Genomic DNA, 24,233 nt, shown 5'->3' with positions numbered 1-24,233 from the left:
GGGACGGCGGACGCGGGGGCTCAGGTGGAGAAGTGGTACGCCAGCACGCCCCGGTTGACGGCGGCGATCGCCTGCCGGGCGGTGGAGCGCAGCTCGGCGGAGGCGCCACCGGAGTCGGCGAGCTGCCCGAGCAGGTCGACGACCTGCCGGGACCAGCGCACGAAGTCGCCCGCCGGCATCTCCCCGTCCATCTCGTGGCCGCTGGCCAGCACCTTGGCCAGGGCCTCGCCCCGGGCCCAGCGGTAGATCGGCCAGGCGAAGCCGAGGTCCGGCTCGCGGGTGACGGTGAGACCCCGGCCGGCCTCGTCGGCCTCGATCTCCCCCCACAGCTTGAGCGTCTCGTCGACCGCGTCGGCGACCGGACCGCGCGGCAGCGAGGCCCGCTCGTCGACGTCGCGGCGCGCCTCGAAGACCACCACCGAGACGGCGGCGGCCAGCTCGGCCGGGGAGAGCCCGTCCCAGACACCCCGGCGCAGGCACTCGGCGACCAGCAGGTCCGCCTCGGTCCAGATCCGGCCGAGCATCCGGCCGGCGTCGGTGACCCCACCGTCGGCGGCGAGGTAACCCCGCTCGGTGAGCAGCGCGACGATCCGGTCGAACGTCCGGGCCAGCGAGCCGGTGCGGCCGGCGACCCGCTGACGCAGCTCCTCGGTGTCCTTCTCCAGCCGGCGGCGCCGCTCGGCCCAGCGGGCGTGCTCCTCCCGGTCCGGGCAGGCGTGGCACGGGTGCCGGCGCAGCTCGGTGCGGAGCTGGCTGAGCGTGTGGTCCTCGCCGACGGCCTGCCGGGACCGGCCGCCGCGGCGACCGCCGTGCCGGTCCAGGCCGGTGCCGCTGACCTCGGCGGCGAGGTCGCGCCGGGCGGCCGGGGAGCGGTGGTTGAAGTGCTTGGGCACCCGGATGCGGGCGAGCACCTCCGCGGGGGTGGTGAAGTCGCCGGGGCTGACCCGCCCGGCCCAGCGGTCCTGGGTGAGCACCAGCGGGCGCGGCTCGCCGAAGCCGCCGGTGGCCGGGTCGAGGACGACCGCGAGCCCGGCCCGCCGCCCCGACGGCACCCGGATCACGTCGCCGACCCGCAGCCGCTCCAGTGACTCCACCGCCGCCGCCTTGCGCTGGGTCTGCCCCTGCCGGGCGATGGCCCGCTCGCGGTCGGCGATCGCCACCCGCAGCCCGAAGTACTCGTCGAAGTCGCCGTGGTGGCAGGCCGCCTCCACGCCGTACGCCTCGATGGTCTCGGTGTTGCGCTGCACCTGCCGGGCCAGGCCGACCACCGACCGGTCCGCCTGGAACTGCGCGAACGACGACTCCAGCAGCGCCCGGGCGGGCTCGGCGCCGACGGTGCCGACCAGGTTGACCGCCATGTTGTACGACGGCCGGAAGCTGGAGCGCAGCGGGTAGGTGCGGGTGGAGGCGAGGCCGGCGACGTGCCGCGGGTCGGTCTCCGGGGACCAGACCACGACGGCGTGCCCCTCGACGTCGATGCCGCGCCGGCCGGCCCGGCCGGTGAGCTGGGTGTACTCCCCCGGCGTCAGGTCGACGTGCGCCTCGCCGTTGAACTTGACCAGCCGTTCCAGCACCACGCAGCGGGCCGGCATGTTGATGCCCAGCGCGAGGGTCTCGGTGGCGAAGACCGCCTTGACCAGGCCGCGGACGAAGAGCTCCTCGACGACCTCCTTGAACACCGGCAGCATGCCGGCGTGGTGCGCGGCCAGGCCGCGCTCCAGCCCGTCGAGCCACTCCCAGTAGCCCAGCACGGTCAGGTCCTCGCCGGGGATGGCGGTGACCCGGCTCTCGACCACCCGGCGGATCTCGGCGCGCTCCTCGGGCGAGGTGAGGCGCAGCCCGGCGGCGAGGCACTGCTGCACGGCGGCGGCGCAGCCGGCCCGGCTGAAGATGAACAGGATCGCCGGGAGCAGCCCCTCCCGGTCGAGCCGGTCGACGATGTCCGGGCGCATCGGGCCGCGCCAGCGGGGGCCGCGGCGGCCGGCGCCGGGGCCGGCGCTGCGTCCCTCGCCCAGCTCCAGCCGGCGCACCGTGTCGCGGGTGTAGCGCAGCAGTTCCGGGTGCACGTCGTGCTTGCGGGCGGCGTCGGCGTCGTGGAAGAGGTCGAACATCCGCTTGCCGACCAGCATGTGCTGCCAGAGCGGCACCGGCCGGTGCTCGCTGACCACCACCGCGGTCTCGCCGCGCACGGTGACCAGCCAGTCGGCGAACTCCTCGGCGTTGGAGACGGTGGCCGACAGCGAGACCAGGGTGACCGAGGCGGGCAGGTGGATGATCACCTCTTCCCAGACCCCGCCGCGGAACCGGTCGGCGAGGTAGTGCACCTCGTCCATCACCACGTAGGCCAGGCCCTCCAGGGTGGCCGAGCCGGCGTAGAGCATGTTGCGCAGCACCTCGGTGGTCATCACCACCACTGGCGCGTCGCCGTTGATCGCGTTGTCGCCGGTGAGCAGGCCGACCTGCTCGGCGCCGTAGCGGTCCACCAGGTCGTGGTACTTCTGGTTGGACAGTGCCTTGATCGGCGTGGTGTAGAAGCACTTGCGCCGGGCCGGCGCCTGCGGGTCACCGTCGGCCGCCGCCGGCCGCGCGGGCGTCCCGCGCAGGGCCAGGTGTACGGCGAACTCGCCGACCACGGTCTTGCCGGCGCCGGTGGGAGCGCAGACGAGTACGCCGCTTCCCCGTTCTAGCGCCTGACACGCCTCGCGCTGGAAGTCGTCGAGATCGAACCCCAGATCGAGGGCGAACTCGTCCAGCGCCGGGAACTGAGAGGCCTGCGCGGCCCGGCGGCGCGCCGCGGCGTACCGCTCGGCGGGGCTCGACATGTCTCCAAGATTAGTGCGTACCGCGCACGGCTACCTGACAAGGCCGTCCGCCAGGCCGGTCGGAGTGGGTCGGTAGGGTGCACGACGTGCCGGATCATGCCCAACCACCCCATGTCCCGAGCGGCGCCGACGACGCCGTCCGCCCGGGTCCGTCCCGCCGTCACGTGGAGGCGGTCCTGTTCGACTTCCACGGCACCCTGGCCCAGGTGGAGGAGGCCCACGAGTGGGTCCGGCACGCGGCCGCCGCCTGCGGGGTGACGCTGGAGCGGATCCGGGCCACCGCGCTGGCCGACCGACTGGTCACCGCGGGCCGGGCGGGCGGGCCGCTGCCCGCGCGGGTGCCGCCCCGGCTGGCCGAGATCTGGGCCGACCGCGACCTCTACCCGTACGCGCACCGGGGTGCGTACACGGGGTTGGCCGAGACGGTGGACGCGGGCATCGAGGGGTTCGCCGAGGCGCTCTACGAGCGGCTGCTGGTCCCGGAGGGCTGGGTGCTCTACCCGGCGGTGGCGGACACCCTGGGCGCGCTGCGCAAGGCGGGGGTGAAGGTGGCGGTGGTGAGCAACATCGGCTTCGACATCCGGCCGATCTTCGCCGCCTGGGGCCTGGACGCTCTGGTCGACGCCTACGCCCTGTCGTACGAGGTGGGACGCTGCAAGCCGGACCCGGGGATCTTCCTGCGCGCGTGCGGGATGCTCGGCGTGGACCCGGAGCGCACCCTGATGGTGGGCGACACCCCCGCCGACGCCGGCGCGGTGAACGCGGGCTGTGCGGTGCTGGTGCTGCCCTGCGCCGACCCGGGCCGTGACAACGGTATTGGCGCGGTGCTCGACCTGGCACTGCGCGACTGACCTGCGACGACATCTCAGCGCTAACAGGATCTTGATACTCGCGTTAGCGTCGGTCGCTAACACCGGGAGGTTATCGTCGCTATCGTGACCGAGACGTCGGCCCGGGACCGGATCGTGCGGGCCGCCGCCGCGCTGCTCGCCGAGGGCGGTCGGGAGGCGGTCTCCACCCGTGCGGTGAGCCGCGCCGCCGGGGTGCAGGCCCCCACCATCTACCGCCAGTTCGGCGACATGCGCGGCCTGCTCGACGCCGCCGCCAGCTACGGCTTCGCCGCGCACCTGCACGCGCAGGCCGCCCACGAGCCCGCCGACGACCCGGTGGACGACCTGCGCCGGGGCTGGGACATGCACGTCGGGTTCGGGGTGGCCAACCCGGCCTTCCACACCCTGATGTACGGCGACCCGCGCCCCGGGGCGCGCCCCACCGCCGCCCGGGTGGCCGCCGACATCTTCCGCCAGCTCGTCGTGCGGGTGGCCGAGGCGGGACGGCTGCGCGTCGACGTGGACCGGGCGGCCGAGATGATCCACGCGGCCAGCTGCGGCGTCACCCTCACCCTGATCCAGGGCGGCGACCCGGGCCTGTCGGTCGCCACCCGGGAAGCGGTCGTCACGGCGGTCTGCGCCGACAGCCCCGCCGCCCGCGCCGTCCGCCCACCCGACCGGCCGGTACGCCACGCCGTCGCGCTGCGGGCGGCGCTGCCGCAGCTGACCGGCGATCTCACCCCGGCCGAGCGGGCGCTGCTCGCCGAGTGGCTGGACCGGCTCGCCGGCGCCGACCGGCCGGCGTGACCCCTGCGCTGGTGTGCCGGCCTGCACGTGGCGGGCCACCGGCTGCGGGCCGGCCCGGTGGGCGCACTAGCGTCGCGGGAATGGACTCCCAGGCCCGAGCGTCGACGCCCGCCCGCATTCTGCGACGCTGGGGAACCGGCCAGGTGGGGGCGGTCGGGCTGGTGCTCGGCGGCGCGCTGTCGGTGCACTTCGGCTCGGCGGTCGCCGCGCTGCTCTTCCCGCGGGCCGGGGTGGCGGGCACGGTCACGCTGCGGCTGACCATCGGCGCGCTGCTGATGCTGCTGGTGTGCCGGCCCCGGCTGCGGGGTCACAGCCGGGGCGACTGGGCGTCGGTGGTCCTGTTCGGGCTGGCCCTGGCCGGCATGAACTCGGTCTTCTACCAGGCCATCGAGCGGATCCCGCTGGGGCCGGCGGTGACCCTGGAGGTGCTCGGGCCGCTCGTGCTGTCGGTGCTGACCGCCCACCGCTGGACCGCGTGGTGCTGGGCCGGTCTGGCGCTGGCCGGGGTGGCGCTGCTCGGCCAGGGCGGGTTCGACCGGCTGAACCCGGCCGGCGCCGGCCTGGCGCTGGGCGCGGGGGCGCTCTGGGCGGCGTACATCGTCTGCTCGGCCCGGGTCGGCGGCCGGTTCCCCCGGGCCGACGGGCTGGCCCTGGCCATGACGGTGGCGGCCCTGCTGACGCTGCCGTTCGGGCTGGCCGACGCCGGGGCGCGGCTGTGGAACCCGGCCGTGCTGGCGCTCGGCGCCGGGCTGGCGCTGCTCGCCTCGGTGCTGCCCTACACCCTCGAACTGCTGGCGCTGCGCCGGCTGGCCACCTCGACCTTCGCGGTGCTGATGAGCCTCGGCCCGGCGCTCGCCGCGCTGGCCGGCTGGCTGGTCCTCGGGCAGGACCTGCACCTGACGGAGGTGCTCGCCATCGCCCTGGTGATCGCCGCCAGCATCGGCGCCGTACGGGCCGGCACGGCGCGCGCCGCAGCCGGATCGGGGCGCCCCGAGGCCGCGCCGAACGACACGGACGTACGGCTCAGCGCAGCAGCCGCACCGCCCCCGGCACGGCGGTGATCCGCACCGGCAGGTCCAGCGAGCGCTCCCCGTCGGCGTACGTGGTGATCCCCTCGGCGGCCAGCTCCACCGTCCGCGCCCGATAGCTGCGCACCAGCCGGTGCGTCACGTGGGTGCCCTGGTAGATGCGGGGCTTGACCCGCATCAGGGTGCGCCGGTCGAACCGACCGCCGACCACCACGTCCAGCAGCCCGTCGGTGGGGTCGGCGTCGGGGCAGATCCGCATCCCGCCGCCGTAGCTGCGGCAGTTGCCGACCGCCACCAGCACCGCGTCCAGCTCGTGCGCCTCGCCGTCGAGGCGCAGCGTGTAGCGGCGCGGGCGCAGCCGGGCCAGCTCCACCAGGATCGCCAGGTCGTACCGGCGGGGGCCGCGCGGCCAGCGCATCCGGTTGGCCCGCTCGTTGACGATCGCGTCGAAGCCCGCCGCGAGCACCGCCCCGTACCAGCGGTCGCCGCCGTCCGCCCCGGTCATCCGGGCCAGGTCGACCGGGCGGCTGCGGCCCTCGCGCAACGCGGCGGCGATCACGTCGGCGGCGGCCAGCGGGTCGGCCGGGAAACCGGTGTCGACCGCGAAGTCGTTGCCGGTGCCGGCCGGGACCGGCCCGAACGGCACCGCCGTACCGGCGACGGCCTGCACCGCGCGGTGGACGGTGCCGTCGCCGCCGACCGTGACCAACGCGCCCGCGCCACCGGCGACGGCGGCGCGACAGGCCGCCTCCGCCTCGCCCGGGTCGTGCGCCGTCAGCAGCTCGACCGGGCGGCCGCCGGCAGCCAGTCGCTCCAGCACTGCGGCCAGCAGGTCACCGTGCCGCCCCCGGCCCGCGGTGGGGTTAGCGAGGACGGCCACGGGGCCGGTCGGACAGTGATCGTCTACGGTCACGGCGAGCACCGTACGGTACGGCGGACGCCGCCCACCAGAGGCGGCGTCGTCACCGTCGGTAGTGGCGGGTCAGAAGGCGATGCGGACCTTGAGCGCGGTGCGCTCGTCCATCGCCCGGTACCCGTCGGGCACCCCGTCGAGGGTGACGGTCCGGTCGAAGACCGGGGACGGGTCGATGGTGCCGTCGAGCACGTCGGCGAGCAGCTCCGGGAGGTACGCGCGGGCCGGGGCGACCCCGCCGCCCAGGGCGACGTTGCGGTTGAACATCTGGCGGATCTCCACCCCGGCGCTGCCGCCGTGCGGCACCCCGACGTAGCCGACCGCGCCGCCGTCGCGGGCGATCGAGATCGCCGTACGCATGGACTCCTCGGTGCCGACGGCCTCCAGCACGGCGTGCGCGCCCTGGCCCTTGGTCAGCTCCCGGACCGCGGCCACCGCGGCCTCGCCGCGCTCGGCAACCACGTCGGTGGCGCCGAAGGCCCGGGCGATGTCGGTGCGCGCGGGGTGCCGGCCCAGCGCGATGATCTGCTCGGCGCCGAGCCGCCGGGCGGCCAGCACGCCGCAGAGGCCCACCGCGCCGTCGCCGACCACGGCGACGGTGGCGCCGGGGCGGACCCGGGCGGCGAGCGCCGCGTGGTGGCCGGTGGACATCACGTCCGAGAGCGCCAGCAGCGCGGCGAGCAGCCGGTCGTCGCCGGCGGCCTCGGCGGGGAGCCGCACCAGGGTGCCGTCGGCGTACGGGACGCGCACGGCCTCGCCCTGCCCGCCGTCGGAGCCGGGCTCGCCCCAGAATCCGCCGTGCGGGCAGGAGGTGTGCAGGCCCTCGCGGCAGAAGTCGCAGACGCCGTCGGACCAGACGAACGGGGCGACCACCAGGTCGCCGGTCCGCACCGAGGTCACCTCGGCGCCGGTGGCCTCGACCACGCCCAGGAACTCGTGGCCGATGCGCTGGCCGGGCTCCCGCCTGGCGACGCCCCGGTACGCCCACAGGTCGCTGCCGCAGATGCAGGCGGTGACCACCCGGACGACGGCGTCGGTCGGGTGGCGCACGGCGGCGTCGGGAACCTCCTCGACGCGGATGTCGTTCGGGCCGTGGATCACGGTGGCGCGCATGTGACCGTCCTTCGCGGGATCGACTGTGCTCGGCGGCACGCCGCCGCCCGCCCGGGCGGGCGGTCGACGGGCCGGGACGACGGTAGACCGGCGACGGGCGCCCACCGCACCCGGCGCGGGCGGGGTGGCAGGGCTCACCCCCGCACCGCCTGGCCGGGCCGGCGCGGCGCGGTGCGTCCCGCCAATTGCAGCGATGCATTTACATTTAACAAAGTTAACTGATAGCCTCCGGCGCATCGACGAGGAGGTATGTCATGCGACTTCGACCCCGACTCACCGCCCTGGCCGTCGGCGTGGCGCTGGCCGCGACCGCCGCCGCCCTGCCGACCACCCAGGGGTTCGCGGAGGCGGCCACCGACGTCGCCGCGGCCGCCTGCACCGCGCCGGCCTGGACCGAGGGCACCACCTACCCGGCGGGCAGCCAGGTCAGCTACGCGGGCCGGCGCTACCAGGCGCTGGTGACCCACACGCCACCGGCGGGCGCCGGCTGGAACCCGGCCGCCACGCCCTCGCTCTGGACGGACCTGGGCGCCTGCGACGGCACGCCCTCCCCGCCCCCCTCACCCACGTCGCCGCCCACGCCCACGCCGTCGCCGACCGTCACTCCCCCGCCCGGCACGCCCACCTGCGCGGTCAAGCCCCGCCCGGCGGGCAAGGTGCTCCAGGGCTACTGGGAGAACTGGGACGGTGCCGCGAACGGCGTCCACCCGCCGCTGGGCTGGATCCCGATCACCGATGCGAGGATCCCCGCGCACGGCTACAACGTCGTCAACGCCGCCTTCCCGGTGATCCGCTCCGACGGCACGGTGCTCTGGGAGGACGGCATGGACGTCACCGTCAAGGTGCCCACCCCCGCCGAGATGTGCCAGGCGAAGGCGGCCGGCCTGACCGTCCTGCTGTCGATCGGCGGCGCCACCGCCGGCATCGACCTCAGCTCGGCGGCGGTCGCCGACCGGTTCGTCGTCACCGTGGTGCCGATCCTGAAGAAGTACAACTTCGACGGCATCGACATCGACATCGAGACCGGGCTGACCGGCAGCGGTGACATCAACCGGCTCTCCACCTCCCAGGCGAACCTGATCCGGATCATCGACGGGGTGCTCGCCCAGATGCCGGCGAGCTTCGGCCTCACCATGGCCCCGGAGACCGCGTACGTCACCGGAGGCAGCGTCACCTACGGCTCCATCTGGGGCGCGTACCTGCCGATCATCAAGCGGTACGCCGACAACGGCCGGCTCTGGTGGCTCAACATGCAGTACTACAACGGCAGCATGTACGGCTGCTCCGGCGACTCCTACCCGGCCGGCACGGTGCAGGGCTTCACCGCGCAGACGGACTGCCTCCACACCGGACTCGTCGTACAGGGCACCACCATCCGCGTCCCGTACGACAAGCAGGTCCCCGGCCTGCCGGCGCAGCCCGGCGCCGGTGGCGGTCACCTGCCGCCGGCCTCGGTGGCGCAGGCGTGGAACACCTACCGGGGCGGGCTGAAGGGCCTGATGACCTGGTCGTTGAACTGGGACGGCGCGAAGGGCTGGACCTTCGGGGACAACGTCCGGTCCCTGCAGGGCCGCTGACCTCTGCCGACCGGCCCCGCGCCTCGGTCACCGGGGCGCGGGGCCGGTCAGCACGGGCGATCGCGCCGCGAAGACTTCGACACATGGACATGTTGCGGGGAGGTCCGGGACCGCTCTAGGCTGCCATGGGAGCGCTCCCGAGCCTCGTCCGGGCATCGAGGCGACAACGGGGACCGCCCAGACCGGCGAGTGCGGTGTGTGGGCACCACCGCCACCCGGTCCAGGCGCCGGACCGGGGCACCACCACCTCGCACCCGACCCCCCGTACAGATGGAGACGGTCCCATGCAGAAGATCCCCCGCCCGACACGGCGGCACCTGCTCGCCGCCGGTGCCGCGGCCGCACTCACCATCGGCGCGTCGGCGCTCCTGCCGGTCGCCACCGCGATGGCGGCGCCCGGCTGCGCCGTCACCTACACGACCAACTCCTGGCCCGGCGGCTTCACCGCCAACATCACGGTCAAGAACCTCGGCGACGCGGTCAACGGCTGGACCCTCGGCTTCAGCTTCCCCGACGCGGGCCAGCGAGTGGGCCAGGGCTGGTCGGCGACCTACCAGCAGAGCGGCCAGGCCGTCACCGCCCAGAGCCTGAGCTGGAACGGCGCCCTGGCCACCGGCGCGTCCACCACCATCGGCTTCAACGGCACCTGGACCGGCAGCAACCCGGCGCCCACGTCGTTCACCCTCAACGGCACGGCCTGCACCGGCAGCACGACCCCCACCACGCCGCCGCCGACCGGCCAGACACCGGTGGCGGTCAACGGTCAGCTCCGGGTCTGCGGGGTCAACCTCTGCAACCAGTACGGCAGACCGATACAGCTGCGGGGCATGAGCACGCACGGCCTGCAGTGGTTCGCCCGGTGCTACAACGACGCGTCGCTGGACGCGCTCGCCACCGACTGGCGCGCCGACCTGCTGCGGATCTCGATGTACGTGCAGGAGGGCGGCTACGAGACCAACCCCGCCGCCTTCACCGACCGGGTCAACACCCTCGTCGACGAGGCCGGCGAGCGGGGCATGTACGCGCTGATCGACTTCCACACGCTGACGCCGGGCGACCCGATGTACAACCTGGAGCGGGCGAAGACCTTCTTCGCCGCCGTCTCGGCGCGCAACGCGAACCGGAACAACGTGATCTACGAGATCACCAACGAGCCCAACGGCGTGAGCTGGCAGACCATCAAGAACTACGCCGAGCAGGTCATCCCGGTCATCCGCGTCAACGACCCGGACGCGATCGTCGTCGTCGGCACCCGGGCCTGGTCCTCACTGGGCGTCTCCGAGGGCGGCAACTCCACCGAGGTGGTCGACAATCCGGTCAACGCCGGCAACATCATGTACGCGTTCCACTTCTACGCCGCCTCGCACAAGGACAGCTACCGCGCCGAGGTCGAGCGGGCCGCCGCCCGGCTGCCGCTGTTCGTCACCGAGTTCGGCACGGTCACCTACACCGGTGGCGGTGCCGTCGACGCGGCCAGCAGCACGGCCTGGCTGAACCTGCTCGACCGGCTGAAGATCAGCTACGCCAACTGGACGTACTCCGACGCCGACGAGGGCAGCGCCGCCTTCCGGCCCGGCACCTGCGCCGGCAGCACGTACGCGGGCACCGGCGTGCTGACCGAGTCCGGCGTCCTCATGCGCGAGCGCATCCGTACCCCGGACACCTTCCCCACCGGCTGACCGCCCGCACCGCACGGCGCCCCGTCCCGGCATCGGCACGGGGCGCCGTCGTCGGCGGGTCAGGCGACGGCGGCCGCGGCGGCCCGCCCGGCCGTCCGCCCGGAGAAGAGGCAGCCACCGAGGAAGGTGCCCTCCAGGGCGTTGTAGCCGTGCATGCCGCCGCCGCCGAACCCGGCGACCTCGCCGGCGGCGTACACCCCGCCCAGCGGCTCGCCGTCCGGGCGCAGCACCCGGCCGGAGAGGTCGGTGTGCAGCCCGCCGAGGGTCTTGCGGGTCAGCACGTGCAGCTGGACGGCGATCAGCGGGCCCGCCGCCGGATCCAGCAGGCGGTGCGGCGTGGCGACCCGGATCAGCCGGTCGCCCCGGTACCGGCGGGCACCCCGGACGGCGTGCAGCTGGGCGTCCTTGCCGAACGGGTGGGCGACGTCGCGATCGCGCGCCTCGACCAGGCGGCGCAGCGGCGCGACATCGAGCTGCGGGCCGCCGGTCTCGGCCGCCAGCCGGTTCATCCCGTCGACCAGCTGCTCCAGGCTGTCGGCGACCACGAAGTCGGCGCCGTGGCGCTTGAACGCCTCGACCGGGCCGGGCGCGCCCGGACGGACCCGTTGCAGGACCTGCCGGACGCTGCGGTTGGTCAGGTCCGGGTTCTGCTCGGAGCCCGACAGCGCGAACTCCTTCTCGATGATCTTCTGGGTGAGCAGGAACCAGCTGTAGTCGTGGCCGGTGCCACGCAGGTACTTCAGGGTGGCCAGGGTGTCGAAGCCGGGGAAGAGCGGCGCGGGCAGGCGCCGGCCGGTCGCGTCGAGCCAGAGCGACGACGGGCCGGGCAGGATCCGGATGCCGTGCCCCGGCCAGACCGGGTCCCAGTTGCGCAGGCCCTCGGTGTAGTGCCACATCCGGTCCGGGTTGATCACCTGCCCGCCGGCGGCCTCGGTGATGGCCAGCATCCGGCCGTCCACGTGAGCGGGCACCCCGGCGACCATCCGGGCCGGGGGCGCGCCGAGCCGCGCCGGCCAGGCCCGCCGGACCAGGTCGTGGTTGCCCCCGATGCCGCCCGAGGTGATGATCACCGCCTGTGCGCCGTAGGAGAAGTCGCCGACGGTTACCCGGGAGGTGCTCTGCCCCCGCGGCGCGTCGTCGGGTTCGAGGACCGTGCCGCGTACCCCGGTGACCACGCCACCGGCGGTGACGAGTTCGTCGACCCGGTGCCGGAACAGCAGCCGCACCCGGCCGTCGTCGACGGCCTTCTGGACCCGCCGGGCGAACGGCTCGACCAGCCCGGGACCGGTGCCCCAGGTGACGTGGAACCGGGGTACGGAGTTGCCGTGGCCGTGGGCCGCTCCCCCGCCCCGCTCGGCCCAGCTGGCCACCGGGAAGACCCGGTGACCCATCCCCCGCAGCCAGGCCCGCTTCTCACCGGCGGCGAAGTGCACGTACGCCTCGGCCCACCGGCGCGGCCAGTGGTCCTCCGGCCGGTCGAAGGCCGCGCTGCCGGTCCAGTCCTGCCAGGCCAGCTCGACCGAGTCGCGGATGCCCATCCGCCGCTGCTCCGGGGAGTCGACGAGGAAGAGGCCGCCGAACGACCAGAACGCCTGCCCGCCGAGGTTCTGCGCGGGCTCCTGGTCGAGCAGCAGCACCCGCCTACCCGCGTCGGCGGCCTCGGCGGCGGCGACCAGACCGGCCAGCCCGGCGCCGATCACGATGACATCCGTATCCATGCCCCCGACGCTACGTACGAGGGTGCCAAGACGGTGGCGGCGCACGCGCAAGATCCGGAGTAGTTTTTGTCACCCGGATGACAAGAAGAGGGGCGGTGGCGTGTCCGACGCGCTGATCGACATCGAGCCGGGCCTCGCCGCCCTCCCGCCGGCGGTCGGCGAGCACCTGCGCGCGCTGCGGGCACCCCTGCGCCGGCGGATCCTCGGCACCGTCCGCGCCGCCATGCGGGCGCAGGGCCGGTCGCTCACCGGCGGGCAGGGGCAGGGCCTCACCCTCGGCGTGGAGACCGCCGTCGACGCGTTCGTCGAGGCGGTCGCCGACCCCGCCCGGGACCTCGCCGCCACCCGGGCCGTGTTCCACACCCTCGGCCGCACCGAGTACCGGGAGGGCCACCGGGTCGACGCGCTGCGCACCGTGCTCACCCTCGGCGCCCGCGACATCTGGGCCTTCGTCGTCGAGAACGCCGGCCCGGCCGGTCCGGCGCCGGCCGACCTGTACGTCGTCGCCGGGGCGCTCTTCGGCTTCGCCGACGCCCTCGCCGGCGCGGCCGCGGAAGGGTTCCTCGACGAGCAGCGCGACGCCGCCCAGGACTGGGCGACCACCCGACGGCGGCTGATCACGCTGCTCGTCCAGCCCGAGCCCCCGGCCGAGAACGCCCTGCACGCCGCCGCCGACGCCGCCCGCTGGCCGCTGCCCCGCAGCCTCGCCGTGATCAGCGCCGAGGGCACCGACGCCGAGCACCTGGCCCGGGCCACCGGCGGCGGCGCCATCGCCACCGTCATCGACGACGCGGTACGCATCGTGCTGCCCGACCCGGGTACACCCGGGCGGCTGGTCCGCGCCCGCCACGCGCTGGCCGGCCGGCGGGCGGCGCTCGGCCCGGCCGTCGAGTCGCGGCGGGCCCGCCTCTCCTACCGGCTCTCCCGGCGCGCGCTGGCCCTGCAGCACGAGGGCGTGCTGCCCGACGGGCTGGTGAGCTGCGACGAGCAGCTGCTCACCCTGCTCACGGCATGGGAACCCGGCCTCGCCGACCGGCTGGCCGGCACCGCGCTCGCCGCGCTGGACGCCGTCCGGCCGGCCGCCCGGCACGCGCTGGCCGAGACGCTGCACAGCTGGCTGCGCCGGCAGGGGCAGGTGGTCGCCGTCGCCGAGGAGCTGCACACCCACCCGCAGACCGTCCGCTACCGGATGCGCCGGCTCCGGGAACTGTTCGGCCCGGCGCTGGACGACCCCGACGCCCGGCTCACCCTGCAACTCGCCCTGCGCCACCGGCTGAGCCGGCCCGCCGGGTGATCCAAGATCCGTCCGCGTTGAACCGTACGGCCGTCCGATCCGAACCACTGGTCGTGCGTACCCGAACCGCCGCGCTGCTGGGGCTGCTGCTCGCCCTGCTGTCCGTACCGCTGGCACCGCCCAGCCCCGCCGCCGCCCACGCCGTGCTGGTCGCCACCAGCCCGGTCCGCGACGCGGTGGTCGGCTACCCGCCGCGGGAGGTGGTGGTGACCTTCAGCGAGCCGGTGTCCCCCGTCGCCGGGCGGGTGCAGGTCCTCGGCCCCGACGGACGCAAGGTCCACACGGGTGAGCCCGTGGTGCGCGGCGGCACCCTGCGCATCCCGGTGCGGGTGCCCGAACGACCGCTCGGCACCTATCTGGTGAGCTACCGGGTGATCTCGGCCGACAGCCACCCGGTGGCCGGGAGCTTCACCTACTCCGCCGGCGCCCCCTCGGCGACGCCCCCGCCGCCCGACGGGGACACCCGGCAGAGCGGCGCGCTGGCGCCGGCCGCCCGGTACGTCGGCTACCTGGGACTGGTCCTGGCCGTCGGCCCGGTGTCGCTGGCGGTCGGGATGTGGCCGCGCCGACGGTCACGCCGCCCGGTGGTGGTCGCCGCCTGCGCCGGGCTCGGCCTGGTGGTCGTGGCCACCGTCGGACAATGGGTGGGACAGGCCGCGGACATGGTGGGGGCGCCGGTCGGCGAGCTGTCCCCGGCCGACCTGCGGGCGGTGGGCACCGGCGACGTCGGCGCGGTGCTGGCGGCCCGGCTGGCCCTGGTCGGCGTGGCCGCGGCGCTGCTGCCCGCCGTCGTGGCCGGCCGGTCCGGCCGCCGGCGACGAGCCGCGCTGGCGGTGGTCGGTGTCGCCGCGCTGAGCACCTGGCCGCTGGCCGGGCACCCGGTGGCCGCCCCGCTGCCGCCGGTGAGCGTCGCCATCGGCGTCGTGCACCTGGCCGGGATGGCGGTCTGGCTGGGCGGGCTGCTCACGCTGGTGGCGTTCCTGCTGCCCGGCCTGCCCGAGCGGGTGCGCGCCCGCGTCCTGCCCGCCTGGTCCCGGCTGGCCACCCTCGCGGTGTGCTGGCTCGTCGCCAGCGGCGTCGCGCAGGCCGCGTTCGAGCTCGGGCGGCCCGCCGCGCTGCTCGACACGACGTACGGGCGGCTGCTCTGCGGCAAGGCCGCCCTGCTCGGCGCGGTGCTGGCGGTCGCCGCCGGGCAGCGCCGCCTGGTGCGCCGGGGGCTCGCGGCGGGGCGGCCGGGCCGGCTCACCCGGGCGGCCGGGGCCGAGCTGGCCGCGACCGCGCTGGTGCTGGCGCTCAGCGCCGTGCTGGTGCAGACGCCGCCGGGCCGCACGGCGGACACCGAGGCCGCCCGGGCCAGCCGGGAGGGGGTGGCCCAGACGCTGACCAGCGGCCTCTACACCCTGCAGTTCGACGTCTACCCGGTGCGGGTCGGCGTGCCGAACTCCCTGCACGCCTACGTCTACACCCCGCAGGGGCAGGCGCTGCCGGTCCTCGAGTGGACGGTCAGCCTGGCCCTGCCGGCGGCCGGCGTGGAGCCGGTCCGGGTGCCGGTCGACACGCCCGAACCGCACCACGGCAGCGCGGAGATCACCTTCCCGGTCCGGGGCGAGTGGACGCTGCGCTTCACCGTCCGGACCAGCGACATCGACCAGGCCACCGTCACCGCGACCGTGCCCGTCGGCTGAGCCGGCCGTGGAGCACACCCGGAATTGTGGCGACCGATCGGCGCGCGGATTGAACGACCGGCGCCCCGGCACCGTACGAACGGGTGAAGGGAGCTGCTCATGAAGCGCATCACCCCGTTGCTCACCCTGCTGGCCGGGGCCGGCACGGCCGCCGTGCTGTTCGCGATGAGCGCCCAGGCGGCGCCGCGTACGGTCCAGCCGACGGCCGGCGCCGCCCCCTCGGCCGGCGCCACCGCCCCGCCCGACGCGTCCCCGGCACCGCCGGCCGAGGCACCCGGGCAGCCGCCCGCGCAGCCGTCGGAGCAGCGCAGCCGCCCCGGCGCACCCACCAGCGCCCCGCCCGCGCCGGTCACCGCCAACTGGACCGGCCGCCTCGACAGCGGCGCCACCATCGCCATCACCGCCACGGACGGCACGGCGGTGGCGTACGTCTGCGACGGCAAGCGTCTGGAGATCTGGCTGCGCGGCACCGCCGCGGACGGTCGGCTGCGACTGAGCGGCAAGCAGGACGCCACCCTCACCGGCACGGTCGCCGACGGCGACGTCTCCGGCGAACTGGTCGTCGGCAAGCGGCGCTGGACGTTCACCGCCAAGGCCAGTGCCACGCCCGCGCCCGTGCTCTACCGGGCCACCGCCGCGCTCCGCAAGACCGGCGTGGACGGCGGCTGGATCATGCTGCCGGACGGTTCCCAGATCGGCGTGCTCACCCGCGACGGCACCCCGGTGCCGGCCCCGCCACTCGACCCGGCGTTCGGCACCACGATCGTCGACGGCCTCACCGTCACCGCCGAGCCGGTGGCGCCCGCAGCGGGTACGGCCGAGTGAGGGTCGGTCACCGGCGCATGACCGGCGCGGAGTCCGGCGAGGACACCACGCCGGTCGTGCACGTGCAGTTCGACCCGGCTCCCGCGCCGGCCCGACCGGCCCCGATCGGCGCGCCACGGGCGTCCCTGGTCGTTCCGCTGCTGGTCGGCGCGGCCGTCGCGGTGGCGACGGGCGTCTACGGCCGGCTCCACACGCCGACCGGGATCGCCGTCAACCTGGCCGGCTTCTCCAGCCCGCAGGCGGTGAAGGTGTGGCTGGGCAGCGGGGCGGCCGCCTTCGCCGTCGTCCAGCTGCTCTCCGCGCTGGCCATGTGGGGGCGGCTCGGCGGGTTCTCGCCGGCCTGGGCGGGCACCGCGCACCGCTGGTCGGGCCGGATCGCGTTCCTGCTGACCGTGCCGGTGGCGGTGCACTGCCTCTACGCGCTCGGCTTCGCCGACCACGACCTGCGCACCCTGCTGCACTCGCTGCTCGGCTGCCTCTTCTTCGGCGCCTTCACCACGAAGATGCTCGCGCTGCCCCGGCCCGGTCTGGCCGGCTGGGTGCTGCCGGTGGCCGGCGGGGTGGTCTTCACCGTGCTGATGGGGATCTGGCTGACCTCGTCGCTGTGGTACTTCACCACGTTCGGGGTCGGATTGTGACGTACCAGGAGGAAGGCACGGACATGGTCGACGACCGCGATCGCGGATGCCCGTCGCGGCGGGCGGTGCTGGCCGGCGCCGGCGGGGTGGGCGTCGGCGCCCTGCTGACCGGCTGCCAGACGTACGGCGAGGCGACGCCGGCCGCGCCCGCCCCCGAGGCGGCCGGTCCGGCGGCGGGTGGGTCGGGGGCGCCGGCGAAGCCGCTGGCCACGCTCGCGGACATTCCCGTCGGCGGCGGGAAGATCTTCGCCGCCCAGGGGGTGGTGCTCACCCAGCCCGCCGAGGGCACCATCAAGGCGTTCTCGGCCAAGTGCACCCACCAGGGCTGCACGGTCACCGCCGTGCGCGACGGGAGCATCGTCTGCGCCTGCCACAACAGCGTCTTCGACATCGCCGACGGCTCGGTACGCAGTGGACCGGCCGGCGGGCCACTGCCCGAGGCGGCCGTCTCGGTCGAGGGGAACAGCATCCGGCTGGCCTGAGCCGACCGACCGGCGAGGCGGTCACCCAGCGAGGGTGACCGCCTCCCGACGCGCGTGTCGGCGGTCATGTCGGCGTCGGCGGGCAGCGCGTTTCCCGCGTGCAGGCACCCGCACCGCCCGCCGGCGGTGCCCGGCCGGGCGCACCGTGGACGCCGCCCGGCGGGCGACGCACCGGCGGTGTCGGGGTGGCCGCGACCGGGCGGGACGGTGAAGTGGTGCCCCGCAGCCGACGCCCGCCAGGCGTCGCGAGCGAGCGTCAAGCAGCGGCGATGATCCCCGGTCCGCCCCCGCGACAGCCGCACCCGCGGCCGACGGGAGTGAGCCGTTCCCGTCATGCGCTGCCCGGCTCCGCCGGAACGATTGCGCCGGTTCGCAAGGACGTCAGACGCCATGCCGCAGTCCCCCTCGACCTCACCGAGGCCTTCATCCAGCTGGGCACGACCCGCTACGACGAGACGAGTCTGGACGCCGTCCTGACCCGGATCGCCGAGGTCGCTCACGACGGCATCCCGGTCGCGGCCGAGGTCTCGGTGACCCTGGTGCACGGCGCCGAGGCCACCACCGCCGCCTACACCGGCGAGCTGGCCCTGCGGCTCGACGAGTTCCAGTACGAGCAGGGCGGGGGCCCGTGCCTGGACGCGGCCACCACCGGCCCGCTGATGATCGTGGCGGACATGGCGGTGGAGAGCCGCTGGCCGGAGTGGGCGCGGCGGACGCACGCCGCCGGCGTCCCGGGCCTGGACGTCGGTCGTCGCACCGTCCCGGACCGCGCGCGGCGGCCGTGCGTCCGGGGCGGCGGTGGCGACCTCGCCCCGGGGCGGCGTGGCACCTCGCACCCTACCCGCCGCGCCGAGGCCCCGTCGCCCGACTCGGCCGGGTTCCGCCGCGACGGCCGTTGCCCGCCCGGACGTGTGGAAAGCGGCCGGGCGAGGTAGCGTCGTGCCCGGGTCGAGACACGCGCCCAGGACCGGCACCGCTCTGCGGTGTCGTCACGTCCGGTCCATCCCGCGAGGGGGCGCGATGTCCACCGAACTGCCGTACGCCCGCCCGGACGGCCACGTCTGCGCACCGGCGCCGCCCATGATGTCGCTGGCTGTGGAGCACGAGGGATCGGTGACGGTCGTCTCGGTGCGCGGCGAGATCGACATGAGCAACGCCCACCTGCTCGTCGACCTCACGATCGACCTCGGCCACGACCCGGCCCCGCAGGTCGTCCTGGACTTCTCCGGGGTCCGCTTCGTCGACCTGCACGCGGTACGCGCCCTCGTCCAGGCGCGCCGCCTGCTCCAGGCGGCCGGGGGCGAACTGACGCTGCGCCGGCCGCCCCGCTGCGTCACCCGGCTGCTCCACCTCACCGAGACCGCAGACCTGTTCCTGGCGGAGGGCGGCCCTCGACAACCCGCCACACTGGACGGGACGGCCCCGGACGGTGCGACCCGGTGGCCGGCGGCCCTGGTCCTGCCGCCGCCCGTCCCCCCTCCACAGGGGAGCGCGCCGCACCCGCACCGGGTGCGGGGGACGCTGAGCTGACCAGCGCCGCCGGAATCCCGGACGCCGCGCCGCACGCGCTCTGTCACCACACCGACGCTTTCGGTAGAGTGCCCGGTGTCGGTCCTCGTGGCCGGCCGAGGCCGGGGGTGCGTGATGGGCGTGCGGAACGGGCGGTTCGCGCCTCTCGCGCTGCGCCTCGGCTTCGTGCTCGCCACGGCCGCCTGCGTCTGGATCGGGCACGAGGCGGGCGACGATCGGGCGGCACGCGCCGCCGACACGGCACCCGTCGTCACGGTGGACGCGGTCGTCGGGGGCGTGACCGGCCTGCTCCAGACGGCCCTCTCCCCCGCGAAGGTCCCGCCCACGGTCCCGGCCGACACCCCGGACGCCCCGCCCGGGCCCGGCTCCACCGGCGGCGGCGGGACGACGACCACGTCGCCCTCCCGGGCCGGGTCGTCCCCGCCGAAGGTCAGCCCTTCCGCGACGCCGGCGCCGAAGCGCCGGACGCCCACCCTGACCGGCCGGCCGGGCCGAGCCGTCACCGCGCACCCGCGCCCCACGAAGACCGGGGCGGCGAGCACGCCCCGGCCGGGGCGGAACCGGGTGACGGCACCGGCGACCCCCGTGCCCGCCCAGGTCACCAAGCCCGTCGGCGCCGTCCTGGAGCCGGTCACCAAGCCCGTCGGCGCCGTCCTGACCCCTGTGCTCGACCCGGTGACCAAGCCGGTCGGCGCCGTCCTGACCCCCGTGCTGGAGCCGGTCACCAAGCCCGTCGGCGCCGTCCTGACGCCCGTGCTGGAGCCGGTCACCAAGCCGGTCGGCGCCATCCTGGCCCCGGTGCTCGAGCCGGTGCTGCGTGGCCTCGATCCGGTGCTCGCGCCGCTGGATCCGGTGCTCGCGCCGCTGCGCCCGGTGGTGGGCGTTCTCCAGCCGGTCGGGGTCCGTCCCCGGCCGCCCATCGAGCGGGTGGCCCCGGCGGGCGGCGTGTCCCGGCACTCGCCTCCTCCGGCGACGACCGTTCCCGCGGCGGCAGCGCCGACGACGCCGTCCGTCACGCCACCGCGCACCGAGCGACCCCCGACCGTCCTGGCGCGCACCACCTCGGCCGGGTCGTGGTCGACGGCGCGGTCCACGGCGGGTGGCGGTGGCACCCTGAGCCCCGTCCAGCACCCGCTCCGACCCGGGATCGCCCCGTACCCCGCCGCGCCGGGCGCCGACACCAGCGGCGTGGGTTCGTCCGGCGGCGCGCACCAGATCGCCGGCGACGCCTCGACGGCGTCACTCACCCCTCCCCCGGCCGGCATGCGGATCTGCCGGCCCGACGGTCCGGACCGGCTGCCGTCCCGCTCACCCCGGCCCGGGAGCAGACCCGCCTGACGCCGGCCGCCGGCCTTCCGTGGACGGACGCTCACCCGGTCGTGCGCCCCGCCGCCGGTGCACCGTGCCGACTTCGGCCACGGCCGCCCGTGCCCGCCACGTCGTCGCCGGCCGGCCCCATCGGACATCCCTGACCGCTCCGGCGCCCGCGCCGGGCTGAGGCCCCCTGCGGGCCCCGTGTCGTCGACCACCACCGGCGTCTGGTGCCACCAGGCGGCCGGCCGGTCGGCCCTGCCTGCCGTACCCAGGTCATGATCTTGATCAGGAGTCGCACCATGCCCTCTGCCACACCTGTTGTCCGCGCCCGATGGTGCGACGTCGGCCGGGTCGTCGACCTCGTCACCGCGAGCCTCGACGCCACCGTCATCGGCGCCTGGCTGGTCCCCGACGAGCGGCAGCGACCGCTCGTGCTGGCCGACGTGGCCCGGATCTGGACCGAGCACGCGCTGCTGGTCGGCGACGTGTTCCTGCTACGCACCGGCGCCGCCGCCACCGTCTGGTTCCACCGCTACCGTCCGATCCCGACACCCGCCCGGTACGAGGAACGCCTCGCGTCGGCCTGTGGCGCACACCGGGAGAGATTCCTCCTGCTCGAACAGGCCCTGGCCGCGCACCGCCCCACTCAGGCACACCAACACCTGGCGATCCTGGCGGTGCCGCCCGGTCCGGACCGCGCCGCGCGCGCGGACGCCGTCCTCGCCGGCAGCCAGCGGTGGATGGACACCGTCGGCCTGCCGACGTACGCGGAGACCTTCACCGACGCCCAGCGTGTCCTGCACGGCCGGCACGGCTACGTCGAGCGGGACAGCTTCCCCCTGCTGAACGGGATGCTCGTGCACCCGATGTGGCGACCCGCGTCGCGGCCGGGCCGGCTCAGCGCCAACGTCGCGCGCTGGCCGAGCGGGCGGACATCCCGACCCGGGCAGAACCGGGCGCGGGGGTGGGTCCCGCGGTGACCGGGGGTGGCACCGCGTCGGTCCGGGCACGTCGGTGAGCCGGGGCGGCCTCCGGGCCGCCCCGGTGGCGACGCACCGGCCAGGTGTGGCTGGCGGATCGGGCACCGGGGGCCCGCCAGGTGATGCCGGCACCTGATCTGCTGCGCTCGCCGCAGGCGTGCGGCCCCGCGCCGGGCCGGGACACTGGCGTCCACAGGTGCCCGGTGCGCCCGCGAACGGTTGACATGCCGCTGGGGGCGCCGACCAGTTGTGCGGAACCTGTCAGGAAGCGATGCCCATCCTGTGTGCCGGGGCCGTCGGCCTCCGTCGGCCGAACGTCTTCGACCGGTACCGGGCCTAGACTCGCCGCCATGTCCGCACACGTCATGGTCGCCGAGGACGACGAGAAGCAGGCCGACCTGGCGCGCCGATACCTCGAGCACGAAGGGCACTCGGTGGTCCTGGTGCACAACGGCCGTGACGCGCTCGACGAGATCCGCCGGCAACCGCCCGACCTGCTCATCCTCGACGTGATGATGCCCAAGGTGGACGGCTTGGACGTGTGTCGCATCCTGCGCCGGGAGTCCGATCTACCGGTGCTCATGCTCACCGCCCGCTGCACCGAGGAAGACCTGCTGCTCGGGCTCGACCTCGGGGCCGACGACTACATGACCAAGCCCTACAGCCCGCGGGAACTCATGGCGCGGGCGCGCGTCCTGCTCCGACGCACGAAGTGGGGCGAGCCGCGCTCCGACCCGGTGCTGAGGGTCGGCGGGCTCCGGGTGGACCCGATTCGGCACGAGGTCAGCGCCGACGGCCGCCGCGTCGACTGCACCCCCGCGGAGTTCCAACTCCTGCACGTCATGGCCGCCCAACCGGGCCGGGCCTTCACCCGGCAGCAGTTGCTCGAACACCTCCACGGCTTCGACCGCTACATCACCAGCCGCACCATCGACGCCCACGTCATGAACCTGCGCAAGAAGATCGAGCCGAACCCGCGCAAGCCAGTCCGCCTGCTGACCGTGTTCGGGATCGGCTACAAGCTGGCCGACACCGTGGACGGCCGGCGTCATGGCGCGTGACGTGCCTCTGCACCGAAGTCTGCTCCTGCGGCTGCTGGCACTGTCTGCGCTGGTCTCCGTCTGTTCCATCGCCGCGACCGCCTGGCTGGCGGTCCGCACCACCACCGGGGCGATCCGGCACGAGCAGGGCCAGGCCCTGGCCGACGACGCCCACATCTACGACACCCTGCTCGGTTACGGGGCGACCCACCGGGACTGGACCGGCGTCGACGAGACGGTGCGCCGGCTCGCCCAGGAGACCGGACGGCGGATCGTCCTCACGACCGAGGACCGTACGCCGGTCGCCGACTCAGGCTCCGGGTCGGACAGGCCACCCGCCAACCCGTCGGTGACCATCGATCCCCTCGCGGTGGACGCAGCGCTCGCTCCGGACTCCGCGACCCACCGCATCGACCCTCGTGCTGTCGGGCCCTTCCTGCTGCCCGCCGACGAACGGGCGAAGCTGCGCGCCACGGCTGCCGAGGCGGCCGACTGCATCCGCCTTCGGCTCGGAGCCGACGCCGACATCGTGGAAGGACCGAGCGGACGCCCGCACCTCGACGCTCCCGGGGCCGACCCCGCCCGTACCACCGGTTGCGGGTCGGTCAGAGCCGCCCTCGAAGCGCCGACCGAGACGGAGCGCACGGCGCTGGCCCAGCTCAACGCGTTGGTGAACACCTGCCTCGACCGCCGCCACGTACCCACGGTGCAGCTCGACCTGGATCCGGCCTGGAAGAGGTGGCGCCCCGAGCCCGGGCCGGCGCCGCCCGAGAGCCGGCAGTCAGCTGAGCAACCGTTTCCGTACTACAACCGGTCGGTCACCGACTGCATCGGCAGTAGCCGTCGGGAACAACTCACTCCCTACGTCGCACCGGCGGCGCTGCTCTTCGCCGCCCCACCGGGAGTCGGCGCCCCGGCCGGATTCGACCTCTCCCCGGCCAACACGGCCCGCATCGCCTGGGTGGCCGGCCTCGTCCTGCTGGTGACCGTGACCGTGACCGTGCTGGCCGGCATCCGGCTGGTCAGACCGCTGCACGCGCTCATCGCCGCCACCCGGCGCATGCGGGACGGGAACGGTCCCGCCCGCGTCAAGGTCACCGGCCGCGACGAGATCGCTCGGCTGGCGGCGGTGTTCAACGAGATGTCCGAACGCCGCGAACGACTGGAAGAGCTGCGTCGGACGATGGTCAGCGACGTCGCGCACGAGTTGCGCACGCCGGTCAGCAACATCCGCGGCTGGCTGGAAGCGGCCGAAGACGGCATCGTCGCGCGCGACCGGGAGTTGATTCTCTCGCTGCTGGAGGAGGCACTCCTGCTGCAGCACATCATCGACGATCTCCAGGACCTGGCGGCAGCCGACGCCGGCGCATTGACCCTGCACCGGCAACTCGTCGACGTCACGGATCTGGTCAACCAGGTCGCCAACGCCAACGGCGAACGGGCAGAGCGCGCCGGCGTCACACTGTCCACCCGAGCGGAGGCGGCCCCCGTGCTGATCGCCGACCCGGTCCGCCTCCGCCAAGCCATCGGCAATCTGGTCGCCAACGCGCTGCGCCACACTCCCACCGGCGGCGCCGTGACGATCCGCGCCGAATCCACCGGCGACGACGTCCTCATCGAGGTGACCGATACCGGGACCGGGATCGAGGCCGAAGACCTGCCGCGGGTCTTCGACCGCTTCTGGCGGGCCGAGAAGTCGCGTAGCCGGCAGACCGCAGGCAGTGGGCTCGGCCTCGCCATCGTTCGGAAACTCGTCGAGGCGCACGGTGGGACGGTCTCCGCGGCCAGCACCCCGGGCAGGGGCTCGACCTTCACCATCCGACTGCCGACCGGAATCCCTCACGGCCCGAAGCATCCGCGACGAGTGACCGCCCCGGCGGTGACGAACCTCTGACGAGGTCCAGCCCACGGCGTTGGTCGAGGGGCGCGCCGTATCCGGCATCGACAGCCGAAGGCTC

20 protein-coding genes are annotated in these 24,233 nt (G+C 75.1%); 16 read left to right on the top strand and 4 right to left on the bottom strand.

Features of this window, described 5'->3' with window-relative positions:
* Positions 1-20 precede the first annotated feature (20 nt).
* Positions 21-2,822 (bottom strand): DEAD/DEAH box helicase, encoded by a 2,802-nt coding sequence (locus ACSNN7_RS01870; protein ID WP_436678738.1) that lies wholly within the window; start codon positions 2,820-2,822, stop codon positions 21-23.
* A gap of 164 nt (positions 2,823-2,986) precedes the next feature.
* Between ACSNN7_RS01870 and ACSNN7_RS01865 the strand changes: the two genes are divergently transcribed.
* From ACSNN7_RS01865 to ACSNN7_RS01855, 3 genes are all read left to right on the top strand, one after another.
* The gene (locus ACSNN7_RS01865; RefSeq protein WP_436678807.1) at positions 2,987-3,673 is read left to right on the top strand and encodes an HAD family hydrolase; all 687 of its coding nucleotides are present in this window, start codon (positions 2,987-2,989) and stop codon (positions 3,671-3,673) included.
* An 84-nt stretch (positions 3,674-3,757) separates the two neighbouring features.
* Positions 3,758-4,459, top strand: a complete 702-nt coding sequence (locus ACSNN7_RS01860; protein WP_436678737.1) for a TetR/AcrR family transcriptional regulator — start codon at positions 3,758-3,760, stop codon at positions 4,457-4,459.
* 80 nt (positions 4,460-4,539) lie between these two features.
* The gene (locus ACSNN7_RS01855) at positions 4,540-5,520 is read left to right on the top strand and encodes an EamA family transporter (protein WP_436678736.1); all 981 of its coding nucleotides are present in this window, start codon (positions 4,540-4,542) and stop codon (positions 5,518-5,520) included.
* Here the strand turns inward: ACSNN7_RS01855 and ACSNN7_RS01850 are convergent.
* Together ACSNN7_RS01850 and ACSNN7_RS01845 are read right to left on the bottom strand one after the other, a co-directional pair.
* A complete protein-coding gene (locus tag ACSNN7_RS01850; RefSeq protein WP_436678735.1) occupies positions 5,483-6,409 on the bottom strand; it encodes a diacylglycerol kinase in 927 nt (308 codons plus the stop codon). The two genes, ACSNN7_RS01855 and ACSNN7_RS01850, sit on opposite strands and share 38 nt — an antisense overlap.
* 60 nt (positions 6,410-6,469) lie before the next feature.
* Positions 6,470-7,513 (bottom strand): zinc-dependent alcohol dehydrogenase family protein, encoded by a 1,044-nt coding sequence (locus ACSNN7_RS01845; protein WP_436678734.1) that lies wholly within the window; start codon positions 7,511-7,513, stop codon positions 6,470-6,472.
* Positions 7,514-7,767: 254 nt separating this feature from the next.
* Here ACSNN7_RS01845 and ACSNN7_RS01840 point away from each other — a divergent pair, with 254 nt between their 5' ends.
* Both ACSNN7_RS01840 and ACSNN7_RS01835 read left to right on the top strand, forming a co-directional pair.
* The gene (locus ACSNN7_RS01840; protein WP_436678733.1) at positions 7,768-9,090 is read left to right on the top strand and encodes a carbohydrate-binding protein; all 1,323 of its coding nucleotides are present in this window, start codon (positions 7,768-7,770) and stop codon (positions 9,088-9,090) included.
* Between the two features lie 284 nt (positions 9,091-9,374).
* Positions 9,375-10,769, top strand: a complete 1,395-nt coding sequence (locus ACSNN7_RS01835; protein ID WP_436678732.1) for a cellulase family glycosylhydrolase — start codon at positions 9,375-9,377, stop codon at positions 10,767-10,769.
* Between the two features lie 59 nt (positions 10,770-10,828).
* Here ACSNN7_RS01835 and ACSNN7_RS01830 read toward each other — a convergent pair whose 3' ends face one another.
* A complete protein-coding gene (locus tag ACSNN7_RS01830) occupies positions 10,829-12,487 on the bottom strand; it encodes an FAD-binding dehydrogenase (RefSeq protein ID WP_436678731.1) in 1,659 nt (552 codons plus the stop codon).
* Positions 12,488-12,587: 100 nt separating this feature from the next.
* Here ACSNN7_RS01830 and ACSNN7_RS01825 point away from each other — a divergent pair, with 100 nt between their 5' ends.
* From ACSNN7_RS01825 to ACSNN7_RS01775, 11 genes are all read left to right on the top strand, one after another.
* Positions 12,588-13,781, top strand: a complete 1,194-nt coding sequence (locus ACSNN7_RS01825; protein WP_436678730.1) for a PucR family transcriptional regulator — start codon at positions 12,588-12,590, stop codon at positions 13,779-13,781.
* Between the two features lie 53 nt (positions 13,782-13,834).
* A complete protein-coding gene (locus ACSNN7_RS01820; protein WP_436678729.1) occupies positions 13,835-15,466 on the top strand; it encodes a copper resistance CopC/CopD family protein in 1,632 nt (543 codons plus the stop codon).
* A gap of 99 nt (positions 15,467-15,565) precedes the next feature.
* Positions 15,566-16,291 (top strand): hypothetical protein, encoded by a 726-nt coding sequence (locus tag ACSNN7_RS01815; RefSeq protein WP_436678728.1) that lies wholly within the window; start codon positions 15,566-15,568, stop codon positions 16,289-16,291.
* 17 nt (positions 16,292-16,308) lie between these two features.
* Positions 16,309-16,929, top strand: coding sequence for a DUF6529 family protein (locus tag ACSNN7_RS01810; RefSeq protein WP_436678727.1), 621 nt, complete (start codon positions 16,309-16,311; stop codon positions 16,927-16,929).
* Positions 16,930-16,952: 23 nt separating this feature from the next.
* On the top strand, positions 16,953-17,411 hold the full coding sequence (locus ACSNN7_RS01805; protein WP_436678726.1) for a Rieske (2Fe-2S) protein: 459 nt from the start codon (positions 16,953-16,955) through the stop codon (positions 17,409-17,411).
* A gap of 317 nt (positions 17,412-17,728) precedes the next feature.
* Entirely contained in the window at positions 17,729-18,346 is a 618-nt protein-coding gene (locus ACSNN7_RS01800; RefSeq protein WP_436678725.1) for a hypothetical protein, read from the top strand.
* 85 nt (positions 18,347-18,431) lie between these two features.
* On the top strand, positions 18,432-18,941 hold the full coding sequence (locus ACSNN7_RS01795) for an STAS domain-containing protein (protein WP_436678724.1): 510 nt from the start codon (positions 18,432-18,434) through the stop codon (positions 18,939-18,941).
* Between the two features lie 114 nt (positions 18,942-19,055).
* Positions 19,056-20,279, top strand: coding sequence for a hypothetical protein (locus ACSNN7_RS01790; protein ID WP_436678723.1), 1,224 nt, complete (start codon positions 19,056-19,058; stop codon positions 20,277-20,279).
* 275 nt (positions 20,280-20,554) lie between these two features.
* Positions 20,555-21,235 carry a hypothetical protein gene (locus tag ACSNN7_RS01785; protein ID WP_436678722.1) on the top strand — a complete coding sequence of 227 codons (681 nt, stop codon included), beginning with the start codon at positions 20,555-20,557 and terminating at the stop codon, positions 21,233-21,235.
* 350 nt (positions 21,236-21,585) lie between these two features.
* Positions 21,586-22,296 (top strand): response regulator transcription factor, encoded by a 711-nt coding sequence (locus ACSNN7_RS01780; RefSeq protein WP_436678721.1) that lies wholly within the window; start codon positions 21,586-21,588, stop codon positions 22,294-22,296.
* Between the two features lies 1 nt (position 22,297).
* Positions 22,298-24,169 carry a HAMP domain-containing sensor histidine kinase gene (locus ACSNN7_RS01775; RefSeq protein WP_436678720.1) on the top strand — a complete coding sequence of 624 codons (1,872 nt, stop codon included), beginning with the start codon at positions 22,298-22,300 and terminating at the stop codon, positions 24,167-24,169.
* Positions 24,170-24,233: the final 64 nt, after the last annotated feature.

It is taken from the genome of Micromonospora sp. URMC 105 (genome assembly GCF_051386295.1).
Lineage (GTDB): Bacteria > Actinomycetota > Actinomycetes > Mycobacteriales > Micromonosporaceae > Micromonospora.
The sequence above is the reverse complement of the archived record's forward strand: the minus strand, read 5'-3'. Positions and strand labels throughout refer to the sequence as shown.

Excerpts from the sequence above, each read along its gene's own strand:
- ACSNN7_RS01795 (WP_436678724.1), top strand. The coding sequence starts at position 18,432 with ATGTCCACCGAACTGCCGTACGCCCGCCCGGACGGCCACGTCTGCGCA.
- ACSNN7_RS01840 (WP_436678733.1), top strand. The coding sequence starts at position 7,768 with ATGCGACTTCGACCCCGACTCACCGCCCTGGCCGTCGGCGTGGCGCTG.
- ACSNN7_RS01835 (WP_436678732.1), top strand. The coding sequence starts at position 9,375 with ATGCAGAAGATCCCCCGCCCGACACGGCGGCACCTGCTCGCCGCCGGT.
- ACSNN7_RS01815 (WP_436678728.1), top strand. The coding sequence starts at position 15,566 with ATGAAGCGCATCACCCCGTTGCTCACCCTGCTGGCCGGGGCCGGCACG.
- ACSNN7_RS01830 (WP_436678731.1), bottom strand. The coding sequence starts at position 12,487 with ATGGATACGGATGTCATCGTGATCGGCGCCGGGCTGGCCGGTCTGGTC.
- ACSNN7_RS01870 (WP_436678738.1), bottom strand. The coding sequence starts at position 2,822 with ATGTCGAGCCCCGCCGAGCGGTACGCCGCGGCGCGCCGCCGGGCCGCG.
- ACSNN7_RS01790 (WP_436678723.1), top strand. The coding sequence starts at position 19,056 with ATGGGCGTGCGGAACGGGCGGTTCGCGCCTCTCGCGCTGCGCCTCGGC.
- ACSNN7_RS01785 (WP_436678722.1), top strand. The coding sequence starts at position 20,555 with ATGCCCTCTGCCACACCTGTTGTCCGCGCCCGATGGTGCGACGTCGGC.
- ACSNN7_RS01805 (WP_436678726.1), top strand. The coding sequence starts at position 16,953 with ATGGTCGACGACCGCGATCGCGGATGCCCGTCGCGGCGGGCGGTGCTG.
- ACSNN7_RS01855 (WP_436678736.1), top strand. The coding sequence starts at position 4,540 with ATGGACTCCCAGGCCCGAGCGTCGACGCCCGCCCGCATTCTGCGACGC.
- ACSNN7_RS01810 (WP_436678727.1), top strand. The coding sequence starts at position 16,309 with ATGACCGGCGCGGAGTCCGGCGAGGACACCACGCCGGTCGTGCACGTG.
- ACSNN7_RS01780 (WP_436678721.1), top strand. The coding sequence starts at position 21,586 with ATGTCCGCACACGTCATGGTCGCCGAGGACGACGAGAAGCAGGCCGAC.
- ACSNN7_RS01845 (WP_436678734.1), bottom strand. The coding sequence starts at position 7,513 with ATGCGCGCCACCGTGATCCACGGCCCGAACGACATCCGCGTCGAGGAG.